At 67.9% G+C, this 17,424-nt stretch carries 14 protein-coding genes; 11 read left to right on the forward strand and 3 right to left on the reverse strand.

The genetic code is table 11. The features are described from left to right. The first annotated feature begins 35 nt into the window (after positions 1–35). The 7 genes from AC1IQ6_RS09260 to AC1IQ6_RS09290 all read left to right on the forward strand — a co-directional run bounded on the left by AC1IQ6_RS09260 (position 36) and on the right by AC1IQ6_RS09290 (position 10,536). Positions 36–2,126, forward strand: coding sequence for an ATP-dependent helicase (locus AC1IQ6_RS09260; RefSeq protein WP_485866197.1), 2,091 nt, complete (start codon positions 36–38; stop codon positions 2,124–2,126). A gap of 53 nt (positions 2,127–2,179) precedes the next feature. Continuing rightward, the gene (locus tag AC1IQ6_RS09265; protein ID WP_209165163.1) at positions 2,180–3,184 is read left to right on the forward strand and encodes a magnesium and cobalt transport protein CorA; all 1,005 of its coding nucleotides are present in this window, start codon (positions 2,180–2,182) and stop codon (positions 3,182–3,184) included. A 280-nt stretch (positions 3,185–3,464) separates the two neighbouring features. Beyond that, positions 3,465–4,097, forward strand: a complete 633-nt coding sequence (locus tag AC1IQ6_RS09270) for a thermonuclease family protein (RefSeq protein WP_209165165.1) — start codon at positions 3,465–3,467, stop codon at positions 4,095–4,097. Between the two features lie 73 nt (positions 4,098–4,170). Then, complete coding sequence (locus tag AC1IQ6_RS09275) at positions 4,171–6,408, forward strand: ABC transporter substrate-binding protein (protein WP_479731411.1); 2,238 nt, start codon at positions 4,171–4,173, stop codon at positions 6,406–6,408. Further along, on the forward strand, positions 6,405–7,382 hold the full coding sequence (locus AC1IQ6_RS09280; RefSeq protein WP_102772453.1) for an ABC transporter permease: 978 nt from the start codon (positions 6,405–6,407) through the stop codon (positions 7,380–7,382). The genes AC1IQ6_RS09275 and AC1IQ6_RS09280 overlap by 4 nt, the downstream gene beginning before the upstream one ends. Positions 7,383–7,387: 5 nt before the next feature. Continuing rightward, positions 7,388–8,854 carry an ABC transporter permease gene (locus AC1IQ6_RS09285; RefSeq protein ID WP_485866198.1) on the forward strand — a complete coding sequence of 489 codons (1,467 nt, stop codon included), beginning with the start codon at positions 7,388–7,390 and terminating at the stop codon, positions 8,852–8,854. Then, the gene (locus tag AC1IQ6_RS09290) at positions 8,851–10,536 is read left to right on the forward strand and encodes an ABC transporter ATP-binding protein (protein ID WP_485866199.1); all 1,686 of its coding nucleotides are present in this window, start codon (positions 8,851–8,853) and stop codon (positions 10,534–10,536) included. Before AC1IQ6_RS09285 ends, AC1IQ6_RS09290 begins: the two co-directional genes overlap by 4 nt. A gap of 16 nt (positions 10,537–10,552) precedes the next feature. Here the strand turns inward: AC1IQ6_RS09290 and AC1IQ6_RS09295 are convergent, their stop codons facing one another. The 3 genes from AC1IQ6_RS09295 to AC1IQ6_RS09305 all read right to left on the reverse strand — a co-directional run bounded on the left by AC1IQ6_RS09295 (position 10,553) and on the right by AC1IQ6_RS09305 (position 14,660). Next, positions 10,553–11,086 carry a MarR family winged helix-turn-helix transcriptional regulator gene (locus AC1IQ6_RS09295; protein WP_485866200.1) on the reverse strand — a complete coding sequence of 178 codons (534 nt, stop codon included), beginning with the start codon at positions 11,084–11,086 and terminating at the stop codon, positions 10,553–10,555. Between the two features lie 29 nt (positions 11,087–11,115). After that, positions 11,116–12,789, reverse strand: coding sequence for a collagen-like triple helix repeat-containing protein (locus AC1IQ6_RS09300; protein ID WP_102772450.1), 1,674 nt, complete (start codon positions 12,787–12,789; stop codon positions 11,116–11,118). A 272-nt stretch (positions 12,790–13,061) separates the two neighbouring features. After that, positions 13,062–14,660 carry a ShlB/FhaC/HecB family hemolysin secretion/activation protein gene (locus AC1IQ6_RS09305; protein WP_485866559.1) on the reverse strand — a complete coding sequence of 533 codons (1,599 nt, stop codon included), beginning with the start codon at positions 14,658–14,660 and terminating at the stop codon, positions 13,062–13,064. 568 nt (positions 14,661–15,228) lie between these two features. Between AC1IQ6_RS09305 and AC1IQ6_RS09310 the strand changes: the two genes are divergently transcribed. The 4 genes from AC1IQ6_RS09310 (at position 15,229) to AC1IQ6_RS09325 (ending at position 17,424) form a co-directional block, all read left to right on the forward strand. Continuing rightward, positions 15,229–16,059: an MHYT domain-containing protein gene (locus AC1IQ6_RS09310; protein WP_111824639.1), complete on the forward strand. Its 831-nt coding sequence runs from the start codon at positions 15,229–15,231 to the stop codon at positions 16,057–16,059. Positions 16,060–16,196: 137 nt separating this feature from the next. Then, entirely contained in the window at positions 16,197–16,361 is a 165-nt protein-coding gene (locus AC1IQ6_RS09315) for a Flp family type IVb pilin (RefSeq protein ID WP_440130625.1), read from the forward strand. Positions 16,362–16,516: 155 nt separating this feature from the next. Next, positions 16,517–16,990 carry a prepilin peptidase gene (locus AC1IQ6_RS09320; protein WP_485866201.1) on the forward strand — a complete coding sequence of 158 codons (474 nt, stop codon included), beginning with the start codon at positions 16,517–16,519 and terminating at the stop codon, positions 16,988–16,990. After that, positions 16,990–17,424 (forward strand): TadE/TadG family type IV pilus assembly protein, encoded by a 435-nt coding sequence (locus tag AC1IQ6_RS09325; protein WP_246842340.1) that lies wholly within the window; start codon positions 16,990–16,992, stop codon positions 17,422–17,424. Before AC1IQ6_RS09320 ends, AC1IQ6_RS09325 begins: the two co-directional genes overlap by 1 nt.

A 17,424-nucleotide genomic window follows, 5' to 3' on the forward strand; every position in this document is an offset into this window, starting at 1 on the left:
TGCCTGCCGAGGCCGCCGCCGGCGGCCCCCGTTCCATGTCCGACCCCAACAGCCTGCCGTCTCCGTCCGCCTCCGAACGCCCCGATCCCCTGGCCGATCTCAATCCCGCCCAGCGCGAAGCCGCCGAATTCGGCGCGGCCGCGCCGCTGCTGGTGATCGCGGGCGCCGGCTCGGGCAAGACCAGCACGCTGGCGCACCGCGTCGCCCACCTGATTCTCAACGGCGCGGACCCGCAGCGCATGCTGCTGCTGACGTTCTCGCGCCGCGCGGCGCTGGAGATGGAGCGGCGCGTGGGCACGGTGCTGCAGCGGGCGATGAACCTGCGCTCCACGCAGCAGCCGCCGTCGCTGCCGTGGGCCGGCACCTTCCACGCGATCGGCGCGCGGCTGCTGCGCGATTGCGCGCAGCGCATCGGCCTGGCCGAAACCTTCACCATCCATGACCGCGGCGACGCCGAGGACCTCATGGGCATGGTGCGCCACGAACTCGGGCTGTCGGCCACCAAGTCGCGCTTTCCGCTCAAGGGCACCTGCCTGGCGATCTATTCGCGGGTGGTCAACAGCCAGACGCCCGTGGCCGACGTGCTCAAGACCGCCTTCCCGTGGTGCGCGCAATGGGAGGACGAACTCAAGAACCTGTTTCGCGCCTACGTCGCGGCCAAGCAGGACCAGCAGGTGCTGGACTACGACGACCTGCTGCTCTACTGGGCCGAGATGATGGGCGACCCCGGCATCGCGGCCGACCTGGGGGCGCGCTTCGACCACGTGCTGGTCGACGAGTACCAGGACACCAACCGCCTGCAGGCGGCCATCCTGCTGGCCCTGAAGCCCGACGGGCGCGGCCTGACCGTGGTGGGCGACGACGCCCAGGCCATTTATTCGTTCCGCGCGGCCACCGTGCGCAACATCCTGGACTTCCCCGCGCAGTTTCCCGACCCGGCGCGCGTCATCACGCTGGAGCGCAACTACCGCTCCACCCAGCCCATCCTGAACGCGTCCAACGCGGTCATCGGCCAGGCCACGGAACGCTATGCCAAGGATCTCTGGACCGACCGCCAGTCGTCGCAGCTGCCCGAGCTGGTGACGGTCAGCGACGAGGCCGGCCAGGCGCGCTGGGTCGCCGACCAGGTGCTGGCCCAGCGCGAGGGCGGCGCCACGCTCAAGTCGCAGGCCGCGCTGTTTCGCACCTCCAGCCACAGCGCCGCGCTGGAACTGGAGCTGACCCGCCGCAACATCCCTTACGTGAAGTTCGGCGGGCTGCGCTTTCTGGAGGCCGCGCACGTCAAGGACCTGCTCTCGCTGCTGCGCTGGGCCGAGAATCCGCGCGGACGCATGGCCGGCTTTCGCGTGGCGCAGCTGCTGCCGGGCATCGGCCCGGCCACCGCGGCCAGGCTGATGGACGCCATGTCGGCCTCGCCGCAGCCGCTGCAGGCGCTGCGCGAATTCAAGCCGGGCGCGGCGGCCCAGGAGGAATGGCGCGGCTTCGCCGACACCTACGCCGCGCTGTGCGATCCCGGCCTGAAGTGGCCGGCCGACGCCGACCTGGCCCTGCGCTGGTACGGCAGTCAGCTGGAGCGGCTGTACGACGACGCCCGGGTGCGCCGCGCCGATCTCGACCAGCTGCTGCGCATCGCCTCGGGCTATCCGTCGCGCGAGCGCTTCCTGACCGAGCTGACCCTGGACCCGCCGGACGCCACCAGCGACGAATCCGGCGCGCCGCTGCGCGACGAGGACTATATGATCCTGTCCACCATCCATTCGGCCAAGGGCCAGGAATGGAAGGCGGTCTATGTGCTGAACGTGGTGGACGGCTGCATCCCGTCCGACATGAGCACCGGCACGGCCGAAGAGATCGAGGAAGAGCGCCGCCTGCTGTACGTGGCCATGACGCGCGCCCGCGAGCGCCTGCAGCTCATCGTGCCGCAGCGCTTCTACGTGCACCAGCAGACCGGCATGGGCGACCGCCACGTCTACGGCTCGCGCACGCGCTACATCTCGAATGCGATGCTGCCGCTGTTCGAGCACCTGCCCAAGCCCCCGCCGCTGCCCGAAGGGCGCGGCGCGTCGCCGCAGCCGCAGGCGCCGAGCGTGGACGTGGCCCGGCGGGTGCGCAATCTGTTCTCGTAGAAAGGGCTATCATCGCCCGATATCGGCACGGGTCGCATAGTCCGAGGGTGTTTATGTCTACTGAAGAACTCGCCGCCGACGCGGCGAAACGCGAAGTCGTCGCGTCGATCGCCTACGTGAACGGGCGGCGCGAACGCGAGGTTCCCATCGACGAGGTCGGGCAGTACGTCAGGCAGGGCCACGGCATGCTGTGGATAGGCCTGCGCAATCCCGGCCCGGAACTGCTGGGCAGGATCGCGAGCGAACTCGGCGCCTGCGACAAGAACCAGGAAGAAATGCTGGAGGCCCATCGCCGGCCCAAGATCATCGACTACGGCAACATGATCCTGATCGTGGCCATCACGGTGGAGGTCGAGGCCGAGCGGCCGATCTTCGGCGAAACCCAGTTCCTCATCGGCGACGGTTTCCTGGTCACGGTGCGGCGCGGCGCCACCGCCGGCCACAGCGCGCTGCGCGAACGGCTGGAAGCCGCGCCCGACCTGCTCAAGCGCGGCAGCGACTACGTGGCTTCCGAGCTGCTGGACTGGCTGGTCGACCGCTACGTGGCGGCGGCCGGCAAGATCGAGGCGGTGGTGGAGGGCGCCGAGCAGAAGCTGCTGATCCGCGGCGCCAAGGACTCCGACATCCGCAGGCTGTACCGGCAGCGCCGCGACCTGCTGCGCATCCACACGGTGGTCTCGCCGCTGGCCGAGATATGCCGCCGCCTGGCGCGCGTGGAGATGTCGGCCGTGGACGAGCACGCCCGCCCGTATTTCGGCGAGGTCGCCGACCGCGTGCTGCGGGTGGACGAGCTGTTCAACGCCTTGCGCGAATCGCTGGCGTTCGCGTTCGAAGCCAGCCTCATGATCGGCCAGGCGGCGCAGAACGACACCACCCGCAAGCTGGCCTCCTGGGCCGCCATCCTGGCGGTGCCCACCGCCATCGCCGGCATCTACGGCATGAACTTCGAGTTCATGCCCGAACTCAAATCGCCCTGGGGCTATCCCGTCACGCTGGGCGTGATCGCGAGCGTCTGTTCGGTGCTGTACTGGCGGTTCCGGAAGTCGGGGTGGTTGTAGGATGGGTGCAGCGCGAGAGTTCTTGAGCAAGGACCCGAATATGGAGCGCGCGTAACCCATCAGGCGGCGCCAGCCGCCGGTTTTCGTGGCAAGAGACAAATAATCAGCATGCGACGAAAGGCGGCGGCTGGCGCCGCCTGATGGGTTTCGCGCGCTGAGCGTCTGCGTCCTTGCTCAAAAACTCTCGCGCTGCACCCATCCTACGCCACCCCACCCGCAGCCACCCCGCCCCCCCTCCTTATGGCAAACTTCCTGCGTTTTCCATTCTGGAGCCCTGCCGGTGCGTGGCAATCCTTATTTTCGCGGCGGCGGCAAGCTGGCCGCCGTGGTCGTCGCCCTTATCCTTGCGGCGGCGGCGGCCGTGGTCGATTGGCTGCAGCCTTCCGGGCGGCAGGAGCCGCAGCCGGCGCCGCCGGCGCAGGGCCGGGCGGACGGGGTGCCTGCCGGCAGCTATACGTTGACGGGCATGATCGTCAATGTCGCCGACGGCGACACCGTCACGCTGCGGGCGCCGGACGGGCAGCGCAAGATCCGCATGGACAGCATCGACGCGCCCGAGGAAGGGCATGGCGCCGAACAGCCCGGCCAGCCCTATGCCGAGGCCGCGCGCAAGCATCTGGCCGGCCTGGTGGCGGGCAAGACGCTGACCGCCCAGTGCTATGAAAAAGACCAGTACGGCCGCGACGTGTGCGCGCTGATGCTGGAGAACGGGCAGTCGGCCAACCGCGCCCAGGTCGAGGCCGGCTACGCCTGGGCCTACACGGCGCGCCGCGGCGACTACCTGCGCGACCAGGCCATGCCGGCGCTGCAGCGCCAGGCCAAGGCGGCCGGGCGCGGCCTGTGGGCGCAGCCGGGCGCCGTGCAGCCCTGGAAATGGCGCTACGACTGCTGGCGGCAGCGCCAGTGCGGCTGAGCGCGGCGCGGCCCTATGGGTCCGGGCCCGTGTTTGCTATCCTCTGTCGCAACGATTCGAAGGGAAGGTTTCCATGGGTGCATTGAAGCGGCTCTGGGCGATGGCCTTGCTGTTGTCGCTGGCGTTGGCGGGCTGCTCGCGGGAAAGCCCCATCAACAGCCCCTATCCGGCCGGCGCCGAAGGCCAGAACACGCTTTATTCGGCCTTCGTCAAGCGCTCGCCCAAGTACCTGGACCCGGCCAGCTCCTATTCCGGCGACGAAACCCCCTATACCTACAACATCTACGAGACGCTTTACGGCTACCACTATCTGAAGCGGCCCTACGAACTGGTGCCGCGCGCGGCGGCCTCGATCGACCCGCCGGTCTACCTGGACGCCCAGGGCAACACGCTGCCGGCCGACGCGCCGGGCCAGCAGATCGCCGAGAGCGTGTACGACATCAAGCTGCGCCCCGGCTCGCGCTACGCGCCGCATCCGGCCTTCGCGCGCAAGGCCGACGGCGGTTATGAATACTTTCCGCTGGCGCCGGGCGAACTCGAAGGCAAGTACTACATTCCCGATTTCCCGCGCACCGGCACGCGCGAGCTGACCGCCGACGACTATGTCTACGGCCTGCGGCGCCTGGCCAGCCCGCGCGTGGTGTCGCCGATCTCCGCGCTGATGGCCGAGCACATCGTGGGCCTGAAAGAATACGGCGAGCGCCTGCGCCAGCGCGACCAGGCGCTGCGGCGCGACGCGCCGGGCGGCGCCGGCGCGCCGCCCTGGCTGGACCTGCGCGAGCCCGACGGCTTCACCGGCGTGCAGGCGCTGGACGCCCACACCCTGCGCATCCGCGTCAAGGGCAAGTATCCGCAGTTCAAGTACTGGCTGGCCATGACTTTCACCGCGCCCATTCCCTGGGAGGCGGACCGCTTCTACAGCCAGCCGGGCATGGCCGAGCATGACCTGTCGTTCAACACCTGGCCGGTGGGCACCGGCCCGTACATGCTGGCGGAGTCGCTGCAGAACCGCCGCCACGTGCTGGCCCGCAATCCCAACTACCACGGCGAACCCTATCCCTGCGAAGGCGAACCCGGCGACGAGGCCGCCGGCCTGCTGGCCGACTGCGGCAAGCCCACGCCCTTCATCGACCGCGCGGAATTCAGCGTCGAAAAAGAAGCCATACCGCTGACCGGCAAGTTCATGCAGGGCTATTACGACATGCCGCAGATCGAGCGCGGCGAATACGGCGTGGCCATGCTGGTGGCGGCCGGCGACAGCCAGGACAAGGCGCGCCTGTACCGCGAGCACGGCATCAAGCTGCCCACCACGGTCGAGACGGCCAACTGGTACATGGGCTTCAACTGGCTGGACCCGGTGGTGGGCAAGGGCGATACGCCCGAGCAGCAGGAAAAGAACCGCAAGCTGCGCCAGGCCATCAGCATCGCCTTCGACTGGGAAGAATACGTGGCCGTGTTCGAGAACAGCCAGGCTTCGGTGGCCTACGGCCCGGTGCCGCCAGGCGTGCTCGGCTACCGCGAGCCGCCCGAGGGCATCAACCCGGTGGTCTACGACCTGGTGGACGGCAAGCCCGTGCGCAAATCGGTGGACGTGGCCAAGCGCCTGCTGGCCGAGGCCGGCTACCCGGACGGCCGCAACGCCGAGACCGGCGCGCCGCTGGTGCTGTACTACGACTCCATGTCGGGCGGCGGCTCCAATCCGCAGTTCGACTGGATGCGGCGCCAGCTCGCCAAGATCGGCGTGCAGCTGGACGTGCGCGCCACCGACTACAACCGCTTCCAGGACAAGATGATGCGCGGCGCCGCGCAGATCTTCTTCTGGGGCTGGAATGCCGATTATCCCGACGCCGAGAATTTCCTGTTCCTGCTGTACGGCCCCAACGCCAAGGCCAAGGGCGGCGGCGAAAACGCGGCCAACTACGCCAGCCCCGAATACGACCGGCTGTTCGAGCAGCTCAAGTTCCTGGACGACGGCCCCGAGAAAGAAAAGCTGATCGCGAAAATGGTGGCCATCGTGCAGCGCGACGCGCCCTGGATGTTCGGCTACTTCCCGATGTCGGGCGGCGCCTACCAGCAATGGGTGGGCAACGCCAAGCCGACCCAGATGGTGCGCAACACGCTGCAATACATGAAGATCGATCCCGAGCTGCGCCAGCGCAAGATCGACGAATGGAATTCCCCCAGATGGTGGCCCGTCGGCGTCTTCGTGCTGCTGCTGGCGCTGGCGATCTGGCCTTCGTACGTGGCGCTCAAGCGGCGCGAACGCCAGACGGCATTCGCGCCGCGCGCCGGCAAGGAGCATCAATCATGATCGGCTACGTGATCCGCCGTCTGCTGTACGGCGTGCTGATTCTGATCGGCGTGAATCTCTTTACCTTCATCCTGTTCTTCGCGGTGAACACGCCCGACGACATGGCGCGCCTGGCCATCGGCGGCCAGCGCGTCAGCCAGGAGGCGGTGGAAAAGTGGAAGGCCGAGCGCGGCTACGACAAGCCGCTGTTTTTCAACAGCAAGGCCGAGGGCGCGGCCCGGCTGACCGACACGGTGTTCTACCAGCGCTCGGTGCCGCTATTGGCCATGGAGTTCGGCGCCTCCGACGGCGGCCGCGACATCGGCCGCGAGATCCAGACGCGCATGGGGCCCAGCCTGGCGCTGGCGGTGCCCACCTTCATCCTGGGGCTTTTCGTCAGCATCGTGTTCTCGCTGACGCTGGTGTATTTCCGGGCCACGCGGCTGGATTTCTGGGGCGTGGTGCTGTGCGTGCTGCTGCTGTCCATCTCCAGCCTGTTCTACATCATCGCCGGCCAGTGGGTGTTCGCCAAGCTGCTGCGGCTGGTGCCGTTCTCGGGCTTCTCGGGCGGGCTGGACGCGGTCAAGTTCCTGGCGCTGCCGGTACTGGTCGCCATCGTGTCGCGGCTGGGGCCGGAGGCGCGCTTCTACCGCACCCTGTTCCTGGAGGAGATCGGCAAGGACTACGTGCGCACCGCCCGTTCCAAGGGCCTGGCCGAGCGCGTGGTGCTGTTCAGGCACGTGCTGCGCAACGCCATGCTGCCCATCCTGACCGGCACGGTGGCCGCGCTGCCGCTGCTCTTCATGGGCAGCCTGATCGCCGAATCCTTTTTCGGCATTCCCGGCCTGGGCAGCTACACCATCGACGCGATCAACGCGCAGGACTTCTCCATCGTGCGCGCCATGGTGTTCCTGGGCGCCGCGCTCTATATCGTCGGGCTGATCCTGGCCGACATTTCCTACACGCTGGCCGATCCCCGCGTCAGATTCGAGTAGCCGCCATGCCCAAGTTCGTCTTTCTCTGGACCGATATCGCGCTATGGCTGATGGTGCTGGGCGCGGCCGCCTACGCCTGGCGGGTGCGCCGCAGCCCGAATCTGCGCTCGACCTGGGCGCGCGTCGCCCGCGATACGCCGGCCATGTGCTCGGCCGTGGTGCTGGCCGCCTTCGTCGCGGTGGGCCTGCTGGATTCGGTGCACTACCGGCCCCAGCTGCCGCCCGCGCCGGGCGCGCCGGCCGACGCCGCCCCGGTCTATGCGCCCGCGGTGCGCTCGGCGCTGGACGGCCTGCTTGCCGGCACGGTGCTGATGCGGCCGGAGAAAACCTATTCCGAACCGCTGGCCGTGCGCCAGTTCACCAAGGAAACCGAGCTGGTCGACGGCAAGCCGGTGCGCGATTTTCCCCGGCTGCGCGGCGCCGGCCTGCACCTGGAGGACCCGGACCGCGACCGCGGCGGCGACCTGCTCAGGCGGCTGGGGCTGGGCCTGGCCGGCGGCCTGGCCGTGGCGCTGGCGGCGGCCGGGGTGCTGTACGCCTGCCTGCGGCGGCGGCGCGCGGCGTCCGGCGATCATGCCGGCGTGCCCTGGGGCGCCATGACGCTCACCTTCACGCTGCTGTGCCTGGCGGTGGGGGCGCTGGCGGGGCTGTCCAGCGGCTACCACGCGCTGGGCACCGACCGCATCGGCAACGACGTGCTGTGGCAGGCATTGAAAAGCATCCGCACCGCGCTCGTGATCGGCAGCCTCACCACCGTGGCCATGCTGCCGCCGGCCATCGTCTTCGGCATCGCGGCCGGCTATTTCAAGGGCAGGATCGACGACGCCATCCAGTACCTGTACACCACCATCACCTCGATTCCGGGCGTGCTGCTGGTGGCCGCCTGCGCGCTGATGATGCAGGTCTACATCGACAATAACGCGGACCTGTTCGACACCTCGGCCGCGCGCGCCGACCTGCGCCTGTTCCTGCTGTGCATGATCCTGGGCTTTACCGGCTGGGCCGGGCTGTGCCGCCTGCTGCGCGCCGAAACCCTGAAGCTGCGCGAGCTGGAATACGTGCAGGCCGCCAGGGCCTTCGGCGTATCGCACTGGCGCATCATGACGCGCCACCTGCTGCCCAACGTGGCGCACCTGGTCCTGATCACCATGGTGCTGGAGTTCTCGGGGCTGGTCCTGTACGAGGCGGTGCTGTCGTACCTGGGCATAGGCGTGGACCCCAGCATGAATTCCTTCGGCTCGATGATCGACGGCGCCCGGCTGGAAATGTCCCGCGATCCCATGATCTGGTGGAACCTGATGACCGCATTCATCTTCATGCTGGCCCTGGTGCTGGCGGCCAATCTGTTCGCCGACGCCGTGCGCGACGCGTTCGATCCGCGCACCCGTCGCTACAAGCCGGCGCGCCGCGGCCTGGGCCTGTTCAGGCGCGGCGCCGCGGTCGCGCCTTCGCGCTCCGGAGACGCGCCATGAGCCAGACGCCCTTGCTCGAGGTCCGCGAACTGGAAGTGGACATCGCCGGCGAAAGCGGCATGACCCAGGCGGTCAAGCGCCTGCAGCTGGCCATCTCCCGGCGCCAGACCTTCGCGCTGGTGGGCGAATCCGGCTGCGGCAAGAGCATGACGGCGCTGGCGCTGCTGCGCCTGCTGCCGGACGCCGGCCGCATCGTGGGCGGGCAGATCGACCTGGACGGCGAGGACCTGAACCGCCTGCCGGAAAGCGCGATGCGCGGCGTGCGCGGAGGGCGCATCGGCATCATCTTCCAGGAACCGTCGACCAGCCTGAATCCGGTGATGCGCGTTGGCGACCAGATCATCGAGACCCTGCTCGCGCATACGTCGCTGCGCGGCGCGGCCGCGCGCGAGCGCGCCATCGAGTGGCTGCGGCGCGTGGGCATTCCCGAGCCCGAGCGGCGCGTGGACGACTATCCCTTCCAGTTCTCCGGCGGCCAGAAGCAGCGCGTCATGATCGCCATCGCGCTGGCGGCCGAGCCGCTGCTGCTGATCGCCGACGAGCCCACCACGGCGCTGGACGTCACCGTGCAGGCGCAGGTGCTGGATCTGCTGGCCGACATCCAGCGCGAGATGGGCATGGCCATCCTGCTGATCACGCACGACCTCGCGGTGGTGAAGAACGTGGCCCATCACGTGGCGCTGATGCGCGCCGGCGAAATCGTCGAGAGCGCCAGCGCCGAGGAGTTCTTCCGCGCGCCGCGCCACCCTTATGCGCGCCAGCTGTTCGAGGCCATTCCCACCTTCGAGAAACGCGGCGTCCCGTTGACGGAGCCGGGCCGCAAGACGCTGGCCGAGGCAGGCGGGGCGCGCGTCCGGCGTACGGGCGAGGTGGTGCTGGAGGTCGCTGACCTGAAAGTGCATTACCCCGTGCGCAAGGGGCCGCTGCGGCGCATCGTGTCGTGGGTCAAGGCCGCCGACGGGGTGACGTTCGATCTCAAGGCCGGCGAGACCCTGGCGCTGCTGGGCGAATCGGGCTGCGGCAAGACCACCACCGGCAAGGCGCTGCTGCGGCTGATCGACGGCGCGCGCGTCTCGGGCCGCGCGCTGCTAGAGGGCCAGGACCTGCTGACCGCCGACCGCCGCCAGCTGCAACGCCTGCGGCAGGACATCCAGATCGTGTTCCAGGACCCCTACGCCTCGCTCGATCCGCGCATGCGCGTGGGCGACATCCTGGACGAAGGCCTGGCCTCGCTGCGGCGCGGGATGGACAGGACGGCGCGCGCCGCGCTCGCGGCGCGCCTGGTCGAGCGGGTCGGCCTGCCGGCCAACACGCTGGCCCGCTATCCGCACGAGTTCTCCGGCGGCCAGCGCCAGCGCATCGCGATCGCGCGGGCGCTGGCGGTCGAGCCCAAGGTGCTGATCTGCGACGAGCCGACCTCGGCGCTGGACGTGTCGGTGCAGGCCCAGATCCTGGACCTGCTGCGCGAATTGCAGGACGAGCTGGGGATCGCCTACCTGTTCATCACGCACAACTTCGGCGTGGTCGAATATCTGGCCGACCGCATCGCCGTCATGGAAGGCGGCCGCATCATCGAGCTGGGGCAGGCCGACGCGGTGCTGCATGCGCCGCGCGAGGAAATGACGCGCAGGCTGCTGGCGGCCGTGCCGCGCCTGCAGTTCGGCGCGCCCGGGCCGGCCTGACCCGGGCGCGGCCCGTTCAGACGGAGTGGTGCGCGCTGCGCGCCTCCAGCCAGACCAGCGTGTCGTGGCGCAGGGCGCGCACGCACTGCGCCAGATAGGCGTGCACCGATTCCAGCTCCGCCGGGTCATGGCGGCGCGCCGTCAGCATGACCGCGTCGGCGACCCATTGGCGTTCCTGCGCCACCAGCTGGCACTGCTCTTCCACCGGCCGGATCACGATCATCCGGCGATCCAGCGGATGGCGGCCGCGCTGCACGTAGCCGGCCGCCTCCAGGCGGTTGATCAGCGCCGTCGCGCCGCCGGAGCTGATGCCCATCAACTGGGCCAGCTGCCCGGTGGGCAGGGCGTCGAACTCCATCACCAGTTCCAGCGCCTTGAGGTCCACCAGGGGGATGCCCAGCTTTTCGGCCAGAGCGGATTGGCACGCCGCGTTATAGACGGCGAACTGCCTGCCCAGCATCAGCGCGATGTCCTCAAGCACGCCGGGACGCAGTTCGCTGCTGCGCCCGGCCGCGGGCTCCTGGTGAAAGTAGGTCTCTTGTTGCAGCATGGTTCGTGCTCCCGGGCCGATGGCGTGGATTACTTGCGGGCCGAGAGGCCGCCCAGGAGGCCGCCCAGCAGGCCGCCGTTGGGAGCGCCGGCCGTGCCGCCGCCGCTCAGGCTGCCCGTGACGCCGCCCAGCAAGCCGCCCAGCAGTCCGCCGTTGGCCGTGCCGGCCGCCGCACCGCCGCCTGCGCTCACGTTCGCGCCCGCGCCGGAACCGGTGTTGGCGCTCACCGAGACGCCGCCAGCCAGTCCGCCGACCAGGCCGCCCAGCAGCCCGCCGTTGGCGGCCGCGCCGCCCGAGCCGCCGGCCGTGCCGCCCGCGGCGGCGCCGCCGCCGAGCAATCCGCCCAGCAGGCCGCCGTTGCCGGCGGTTCCGCCCGCGGCTCCGCCCAGGCCGCCCGTGACGCCGGCCAGCAGGCCGGTCACCGGCGCCAGCAGGCCGCCGTTGGCGCCGCCCGGCTGCGTCACGCCGGCCAGCAGGCCGGTGATGGGGCTGAGCAGTCCGCCGTTGCCGTTGGCGCCGCCGGTCAGGCCGCCGGTCACGCCGCCCAGGCCCAGGCCGCCCGTGAGCGAGGCGACCGCGCCGGTGGCGTTGGCCAGCGTCGCGCCCAGCGGGTTGGGGTTGCCCGGCGTGGCGTGCAGGAGGCCGCCGGCGCTGGCCACCGCGCCGCCCAGCCCTTGCAGCACGCCATTAAGGCCGACCGCGCCGCCGGGCAGCGAGCCGCCCAGGTTGCTGACCGTGCCGCCCAGGCTGTTCAGCAGGCCGGCCACCGGCGCGCCCAGCCTGGTGGTGTCGCCCACCTGCTGGGTCAGTCCGGTCACGGTGCCGGCCAGCGGGCTGGCGGTGGGGTCGAGCGCCGCGCCCAGGCCGGCCAGGGTGGGCTGCAGGCCGAGCGGCAGAACGTTGTCCACGGTCTTGCCGACGTTGCCCAGCGCCGGCTCCAGCAGCGGCGTCGAGGGTCCGCCCAGCACGCCGCCGGTGATGCCGCCGACCACCTGGGTCACCGGGTTGAGCAGGCCGCCCTGGCCCGACAGGCCGGCGGTGAGCGCGCCCACGGCGCCGGTGGCGTTGCCCAGCACGGTCGTCAGCGGATTGGGGTTGTTCGGATCGGCATGCAGCAGGCCGCCGGTGCTGGCCACGGTCTTGCCCAGGCCGTCCACCAGGCCGCCCAGGCCGGTGCTCAGCCCGCCGGGCAGGCCGGTGCCCTTGACCGTGGTGCCGAGATCGCTCACCAGCCCGCCGACCTGCTTGACCGTGCCGTCCACCGGCTGGCCCAGGCCCGTGGTGGCGCCGATTTCCTGCGTCAGGCCGACGACGGTGTCGGCCACCGGCTTGATGGTGGGGTCCAGCGCCTTGCCTACGCCGCCCAGCGTGGTGTCCAGGTTCAGGGGCAGGGTGTTGTCCACCGCGGCGCCGGTGTTGCCCAGCGTGGTTTCGAGCAGGCCGGCCGTGATCGGGTTGGTCGGATTGGTGGGATCGGTGCCGCCCGGGTTGGTGCCGCCGTCGCCGCCGCCATTGCCGCCGCCACCGCCATTGCCACCACCGCCGCCTCCCGGCGTTTCGGGAATGACCGTGCCCGGCAGGCTCGCCGACTTGCTGCCGCCACCGCCGCCGCCGCAGGCGGCCAGGGCGCTCATCAGCGCCGCGGCCAGGACGGTGGATGTCAGGATGCGCGAAATGCGGCGAGTCTCGATATTGGTATGCATGGCGAACTCCTTGTGTTGGAAGAGTCAGGCAAGAAACGGCCCGATACATCTACACATGCACAAAGCGTGCCAACTTTTTTCAAAAAAACGCCCGCGGCGCGGCGGGCGGGATTTTCAAGGATAAAACCCTTTCAATTCATGTTGTTATGAGTTATTAAGGGTTTACCCTTATTCGAGAAATACGCAGATTTACGATCTCGCGCAGGCTGCGAATGTTACGAATGGCCGGTTATCGGCCGTTACGTTACGGGCGGCGTTACGTAACGCCGCGCTCAGAACGCGTCGTAATAAAGCGAGTAATTCGCGTTGAAACGCAGGTCGCGGTCATTGTCGACCGTCGCCGACCCCACCGGCTTGGCGACGTTGAAATCGAATAGATAATACTTATCGTCCGTGATCCGTAGCCCCAGCGCCACCGAAGACAAATGCCGCTGGTTCAGTTCCTGCAGGCTTTTGTTGTTGTACCAGGTGCGCGCATAGTCGACCATCGCATAGGGTTGCACGCTGGAAAGGTACTGCCAGCCGGTGCCGAAGCGCTGGTTTATTTCCGCCGAGACGCCTATGCCTTTATCCCCGCTTTGTTCTCCCTGGGGATAGCCCATGGCGTAGCGCCAGCTGCCGTACGAGACCTGCTCCGAGGAAGGCAGGATATTGCTGGAATATTGCCCGGCGCCCGAGAAAACCAGCCCGAACTGGCCCGGCAACGCAAAGGTCTGCTTGGCGTTGAGGTTATAGCGGGTGAAATCCAGGTCCAGGATCGGGGTGGCGGAATAGCCGTAATTGGTTGAGATGTCTTTTTTGGCGCCGGCGGCGTCGAAACCCTTGGCGACGCCTAACGTGATGTCGGTGGCCTGGCTCTCGGATACCTGGATATAACGCAGTTCCGCGTTGGCGGCGCGCACGCGGGCGTCCTGCTGCAGCCAGCGGTCGCTGTTGCGCGCGTCGTAGCGGTCCTTGGAATTGGCGGCATAGACGCCCAGCGTGCCGGTCAGCGAACGGCTGTTGTTGAGCAGGAACGGATAACTCACGCCGAGGCCGACGCGGTCGTTTTTGACGCGGCGCTCGAAACCGAGATATTCGATGGCATCGTCCTCGGGGCGCGCGTCGTAGTGGTAGCCGTCGATTTTCAGCGCCAGGCCGTCGGCGCCGATCGGCACGCGGATTTCACCGTTGAAGTATTTCACGTCGTCGGTATTGAAGGGCACGGCGGCGGTCAGCTTCACCTGTTCGCCCAGCGGCGTCAGGCTGTTGGTCGCCATATTCACCAGCGGCTGCATGCCGGTGCCCAGGTCGGCGATGCCGCCGGTCAGGCTGACCGGCTGGCGGCTGGCCGCCAATACCAGTTCTGTGGCGCCGTCGGCGCGCCGCGGCAGATCCAGGCTGGGCGTGAATTTGACGCCGGGCACCGTGCGCATCAGATTCAGCTGGCGTTCCAGCGTGGCCTGCTTGAGCGGCCTTTCCTCTTTCAACGGGCCGGCCAGGGTATCGAGCCGGTCTTGCGCGTTGCCGATATCGCCTTCGATGCGCACCGAGCCGATATATCCCTCGACCACCGTCACCACCACCAGGCCGTTGGCGAAACTCTGGTTCTGCACCAGCGCGAACGACAGCGGATAGCCTTTTTCCCGGTACAGCAGCGTGATTTTGTCGACCTGCTGGACCAGTTCGCCCAGGCTTATTTCCTTGCCGGCCAGCGGGCTCAGCAATGCGGCCACTTCTTCGAAGGGAATCGCGCGCACGCCGCTGACGTCGAAATTGCGCGGCACGATGCGCTGCGCCAGCCGCGCCTGCAAAGCCATTTGTTCCGGCGTCGCCGTCTGCACCACGGGCGGCGGCTGCGTGGCCGACGGCGGCCGCTCCAGTTTGGGCATGGAATCGACGGGATTGCCGCGCAAAGGGCCGTCTGCGCGAGCATTGCCGGCTGCCGCGAGGGCGCAGGCGAGGACCAGGGAAACTGAAGCTGCCGGAAATGTACGTCTCATGCCTTTTGATGTCTCTTGTTTCCGCGGCGCAGTTCCATGGCCTTTCCGATATTTATCGACTATTTCCACCGCCGGCCGCCGGGGTCGCGTTATGGTGCCAGTCGCTGACTAAAATGACAATTTATTTCATTGGACCATATAGTGAATTAGCGTTTTCGCTAAGTTGTTGCAAATTTGAAACTGCATAAACTGGCGTGTTCGATAGATAACCATATGTTTTTCAATGAGATATTCTTAACTTAAAGAGCGTTATTTACATTTAAATACAGCATTATTGCGAATATAAGGGAAAACCCTGATGTGTATTAAATGGTAATATACAAGACTACAAATAACGTATCTTCTCATTGCATCGAAATGTTCAGCCCAAGGAAATCCGCAAGTTTGAAAAGGGTGACCGCAAGCAGAATCATGGGCCCGCAGCGCTGCGTGCGGCCAGTTTCAAAAGAGGCTGTCCATGACGTCAGGTGAAATCGTTCCGCTTTCGTTCCACGGTGGCCTGGTGGCGCTTTCGTTTTTCGTTGCGGTGCTCGGTTCCTACGTGGCGATGCTGGCCGCGGCGGGTATCCGGGCGGAAACCCGCGATGGCGAAATCCGTTTCGGCTACATACTGATCGGCGCCGTCGCAATGGGCGGTGTCGGTATCTGGAGCATGCATTTCATCGGTATGCAGGCCCAGAACCTGCCTTTCGACGTGGGTTATCAATTCGACCTCACGCTGCTCAGTTTCCTGGTCGCAGCGGGTTTTTCCGGCTGGGCATTCTGGTTTGTCGGCCGCCAGCGTTTTACTTTCCTGCGCTGCCTGACGGGCGGCGTGGCCACCGGGCTGGGCGTGGTTTCCATGCATTATGTAGGCATGAGCGCCATGCGCATGCCGGCCGTGCTGGCCTGGGACCTGCCCATGGTGACGGCCTCGGTGTTTATCGCCGTGGTGGCCGCGTCGGCCGCATTGTGGCTCGCCTTCAATACCCAGAACGAACGCCAGCGCGCCGGCGCGGCCATTTTGATGGCGGTGGCGATCTGCGGCATGCATTACACCGGCGCCGCGGCCGGGACCGTGGTCTGCACCACGTCCCGCGAATATTCCGGCGCGCAGATCGGCGGCGCAATGCTGCCCTATATCGCGTTTGCATTATCCGTGGCGACCATGCTGCTGATGCGCTGGCATCTGCAGCGGGCGTCCCGGCGGTTTCGCGTGCGCACGGCGCAGCGCATTGACTCGATCATTGAATCGGCGCCGGTGGCGCATCCGGGCAAGTATCCCGGGTCCGTCCAGGGGCCGGAATAAGCAGGATTCCGGACGCGCGCCGCCTTGCAGTTGCGACGGTGTGCGAGTGGTTCTGGAAGTGTGGCCGGGCCTGCCGCCGGCGGGGCGGCTTGATGATCAATCGAGACCAGTGAGGTTCGAAAATGAAGCAAAAACTCATGCAATTCTGGAATGAAGAAGAGGGCATCACCGCGCTCGAATACGGCCTGATCGCCGGCATGATCGCGGTGGCGCTGCTGGCCGTGGTGGGCACGTTCACCGACGCGCTCGAAGGCCTGTTCACGGGACTGGGCGGCGCGCTGAGCGACAACACGCCGGGCTGATCCCGATCGCTTCCCATGCCGCGACGGCGGGCCGCCCGCCCGCTGCCGCGGCTCCCGTCCAGCTTTTTTTATTTGATTCGAAAAGCACGCCGCGCGTCCGCTGTCGTATCCGATTTCCGATTCTTGAAGGTCCTGCCTTGTCTCCAGGGGAAGCATTGTGGTGGTTGCTGTTCGCAAGCTGGAATCTGGCGCTGGTCTACAACGACCTGCGCTACCGCCGCGTCCCGAACGCCTTGGTGGTGTCGGGGTTCGCGCTTCAGCTGCTGTGGCTGCTGGCCGCGTGGCTGGTCCCCGGCTGGGCCTATCCGCCGCGCTGGTCCGGCTGGCTCATGGCCTGGCTGGGGTTCGCCGCGGCGCTGCCGTTCCTGCTGCTGTGGAGCCGGCGCCTGATGGGCGCGGGCGACGTCAAGGCCATCGCCGTGCTGGGACTGCTGCTGGGGCTGCCTGCGCTGTTGGCGGTGCTCGTGCTGTCGAGCCTGCTGGCGGGCCTGCATGCCTTGCTGGTGCTGGCGCTCTCGCGCGTGTGGGCGCCGGGCGCGCGGCTGCGCCAGATTCCGTACGCCGCGTACATGGGAATCGCCGCGCTCAGCGTGGCGTCTATGCCCTGGAATTCGGCCTGGTATTCGTAGTGTTCTTCCTGTTGTTCTACGGGATTCTGACTTATTCGCTGGTCGCCGCCGCACAGAACTCCGTCGCGCTGGCCGCGCAGGACGGCGCGCGCAAGATCCTGCAATGGCAGGGCGGCGCCGCTTCGCTGGCGGCGCGGGCCGGGGCGGGACGCGACACCGCGCTGCAGCGGGCCGAATGGATCAGCACGCTGTCGGCCTCGCCGGTGCGGGTGGCGGTGTGCGGCAGCGCGGGCGCGCTGAGCAGTTCGGGCGGCGGTGCGTGCAGCGGCCTGCCGCTGGCCGACGGCCAGATCGAAGTGACGGTGTCCTATCCGTATGGCGCCCATCCGCTCATCCCCACGGTGCCGCTGCTGCGCACGGCGCTGATGCCGGCCTCCGGCGTGCTGAGCGCGCGCGCGACCGTGCATCTGGACCAGCTGGACGGGGAGGGCTGA

It is taken from the genome of Achromobacter sp. MUI-25009338 (genome assembly GCF_057359325.1).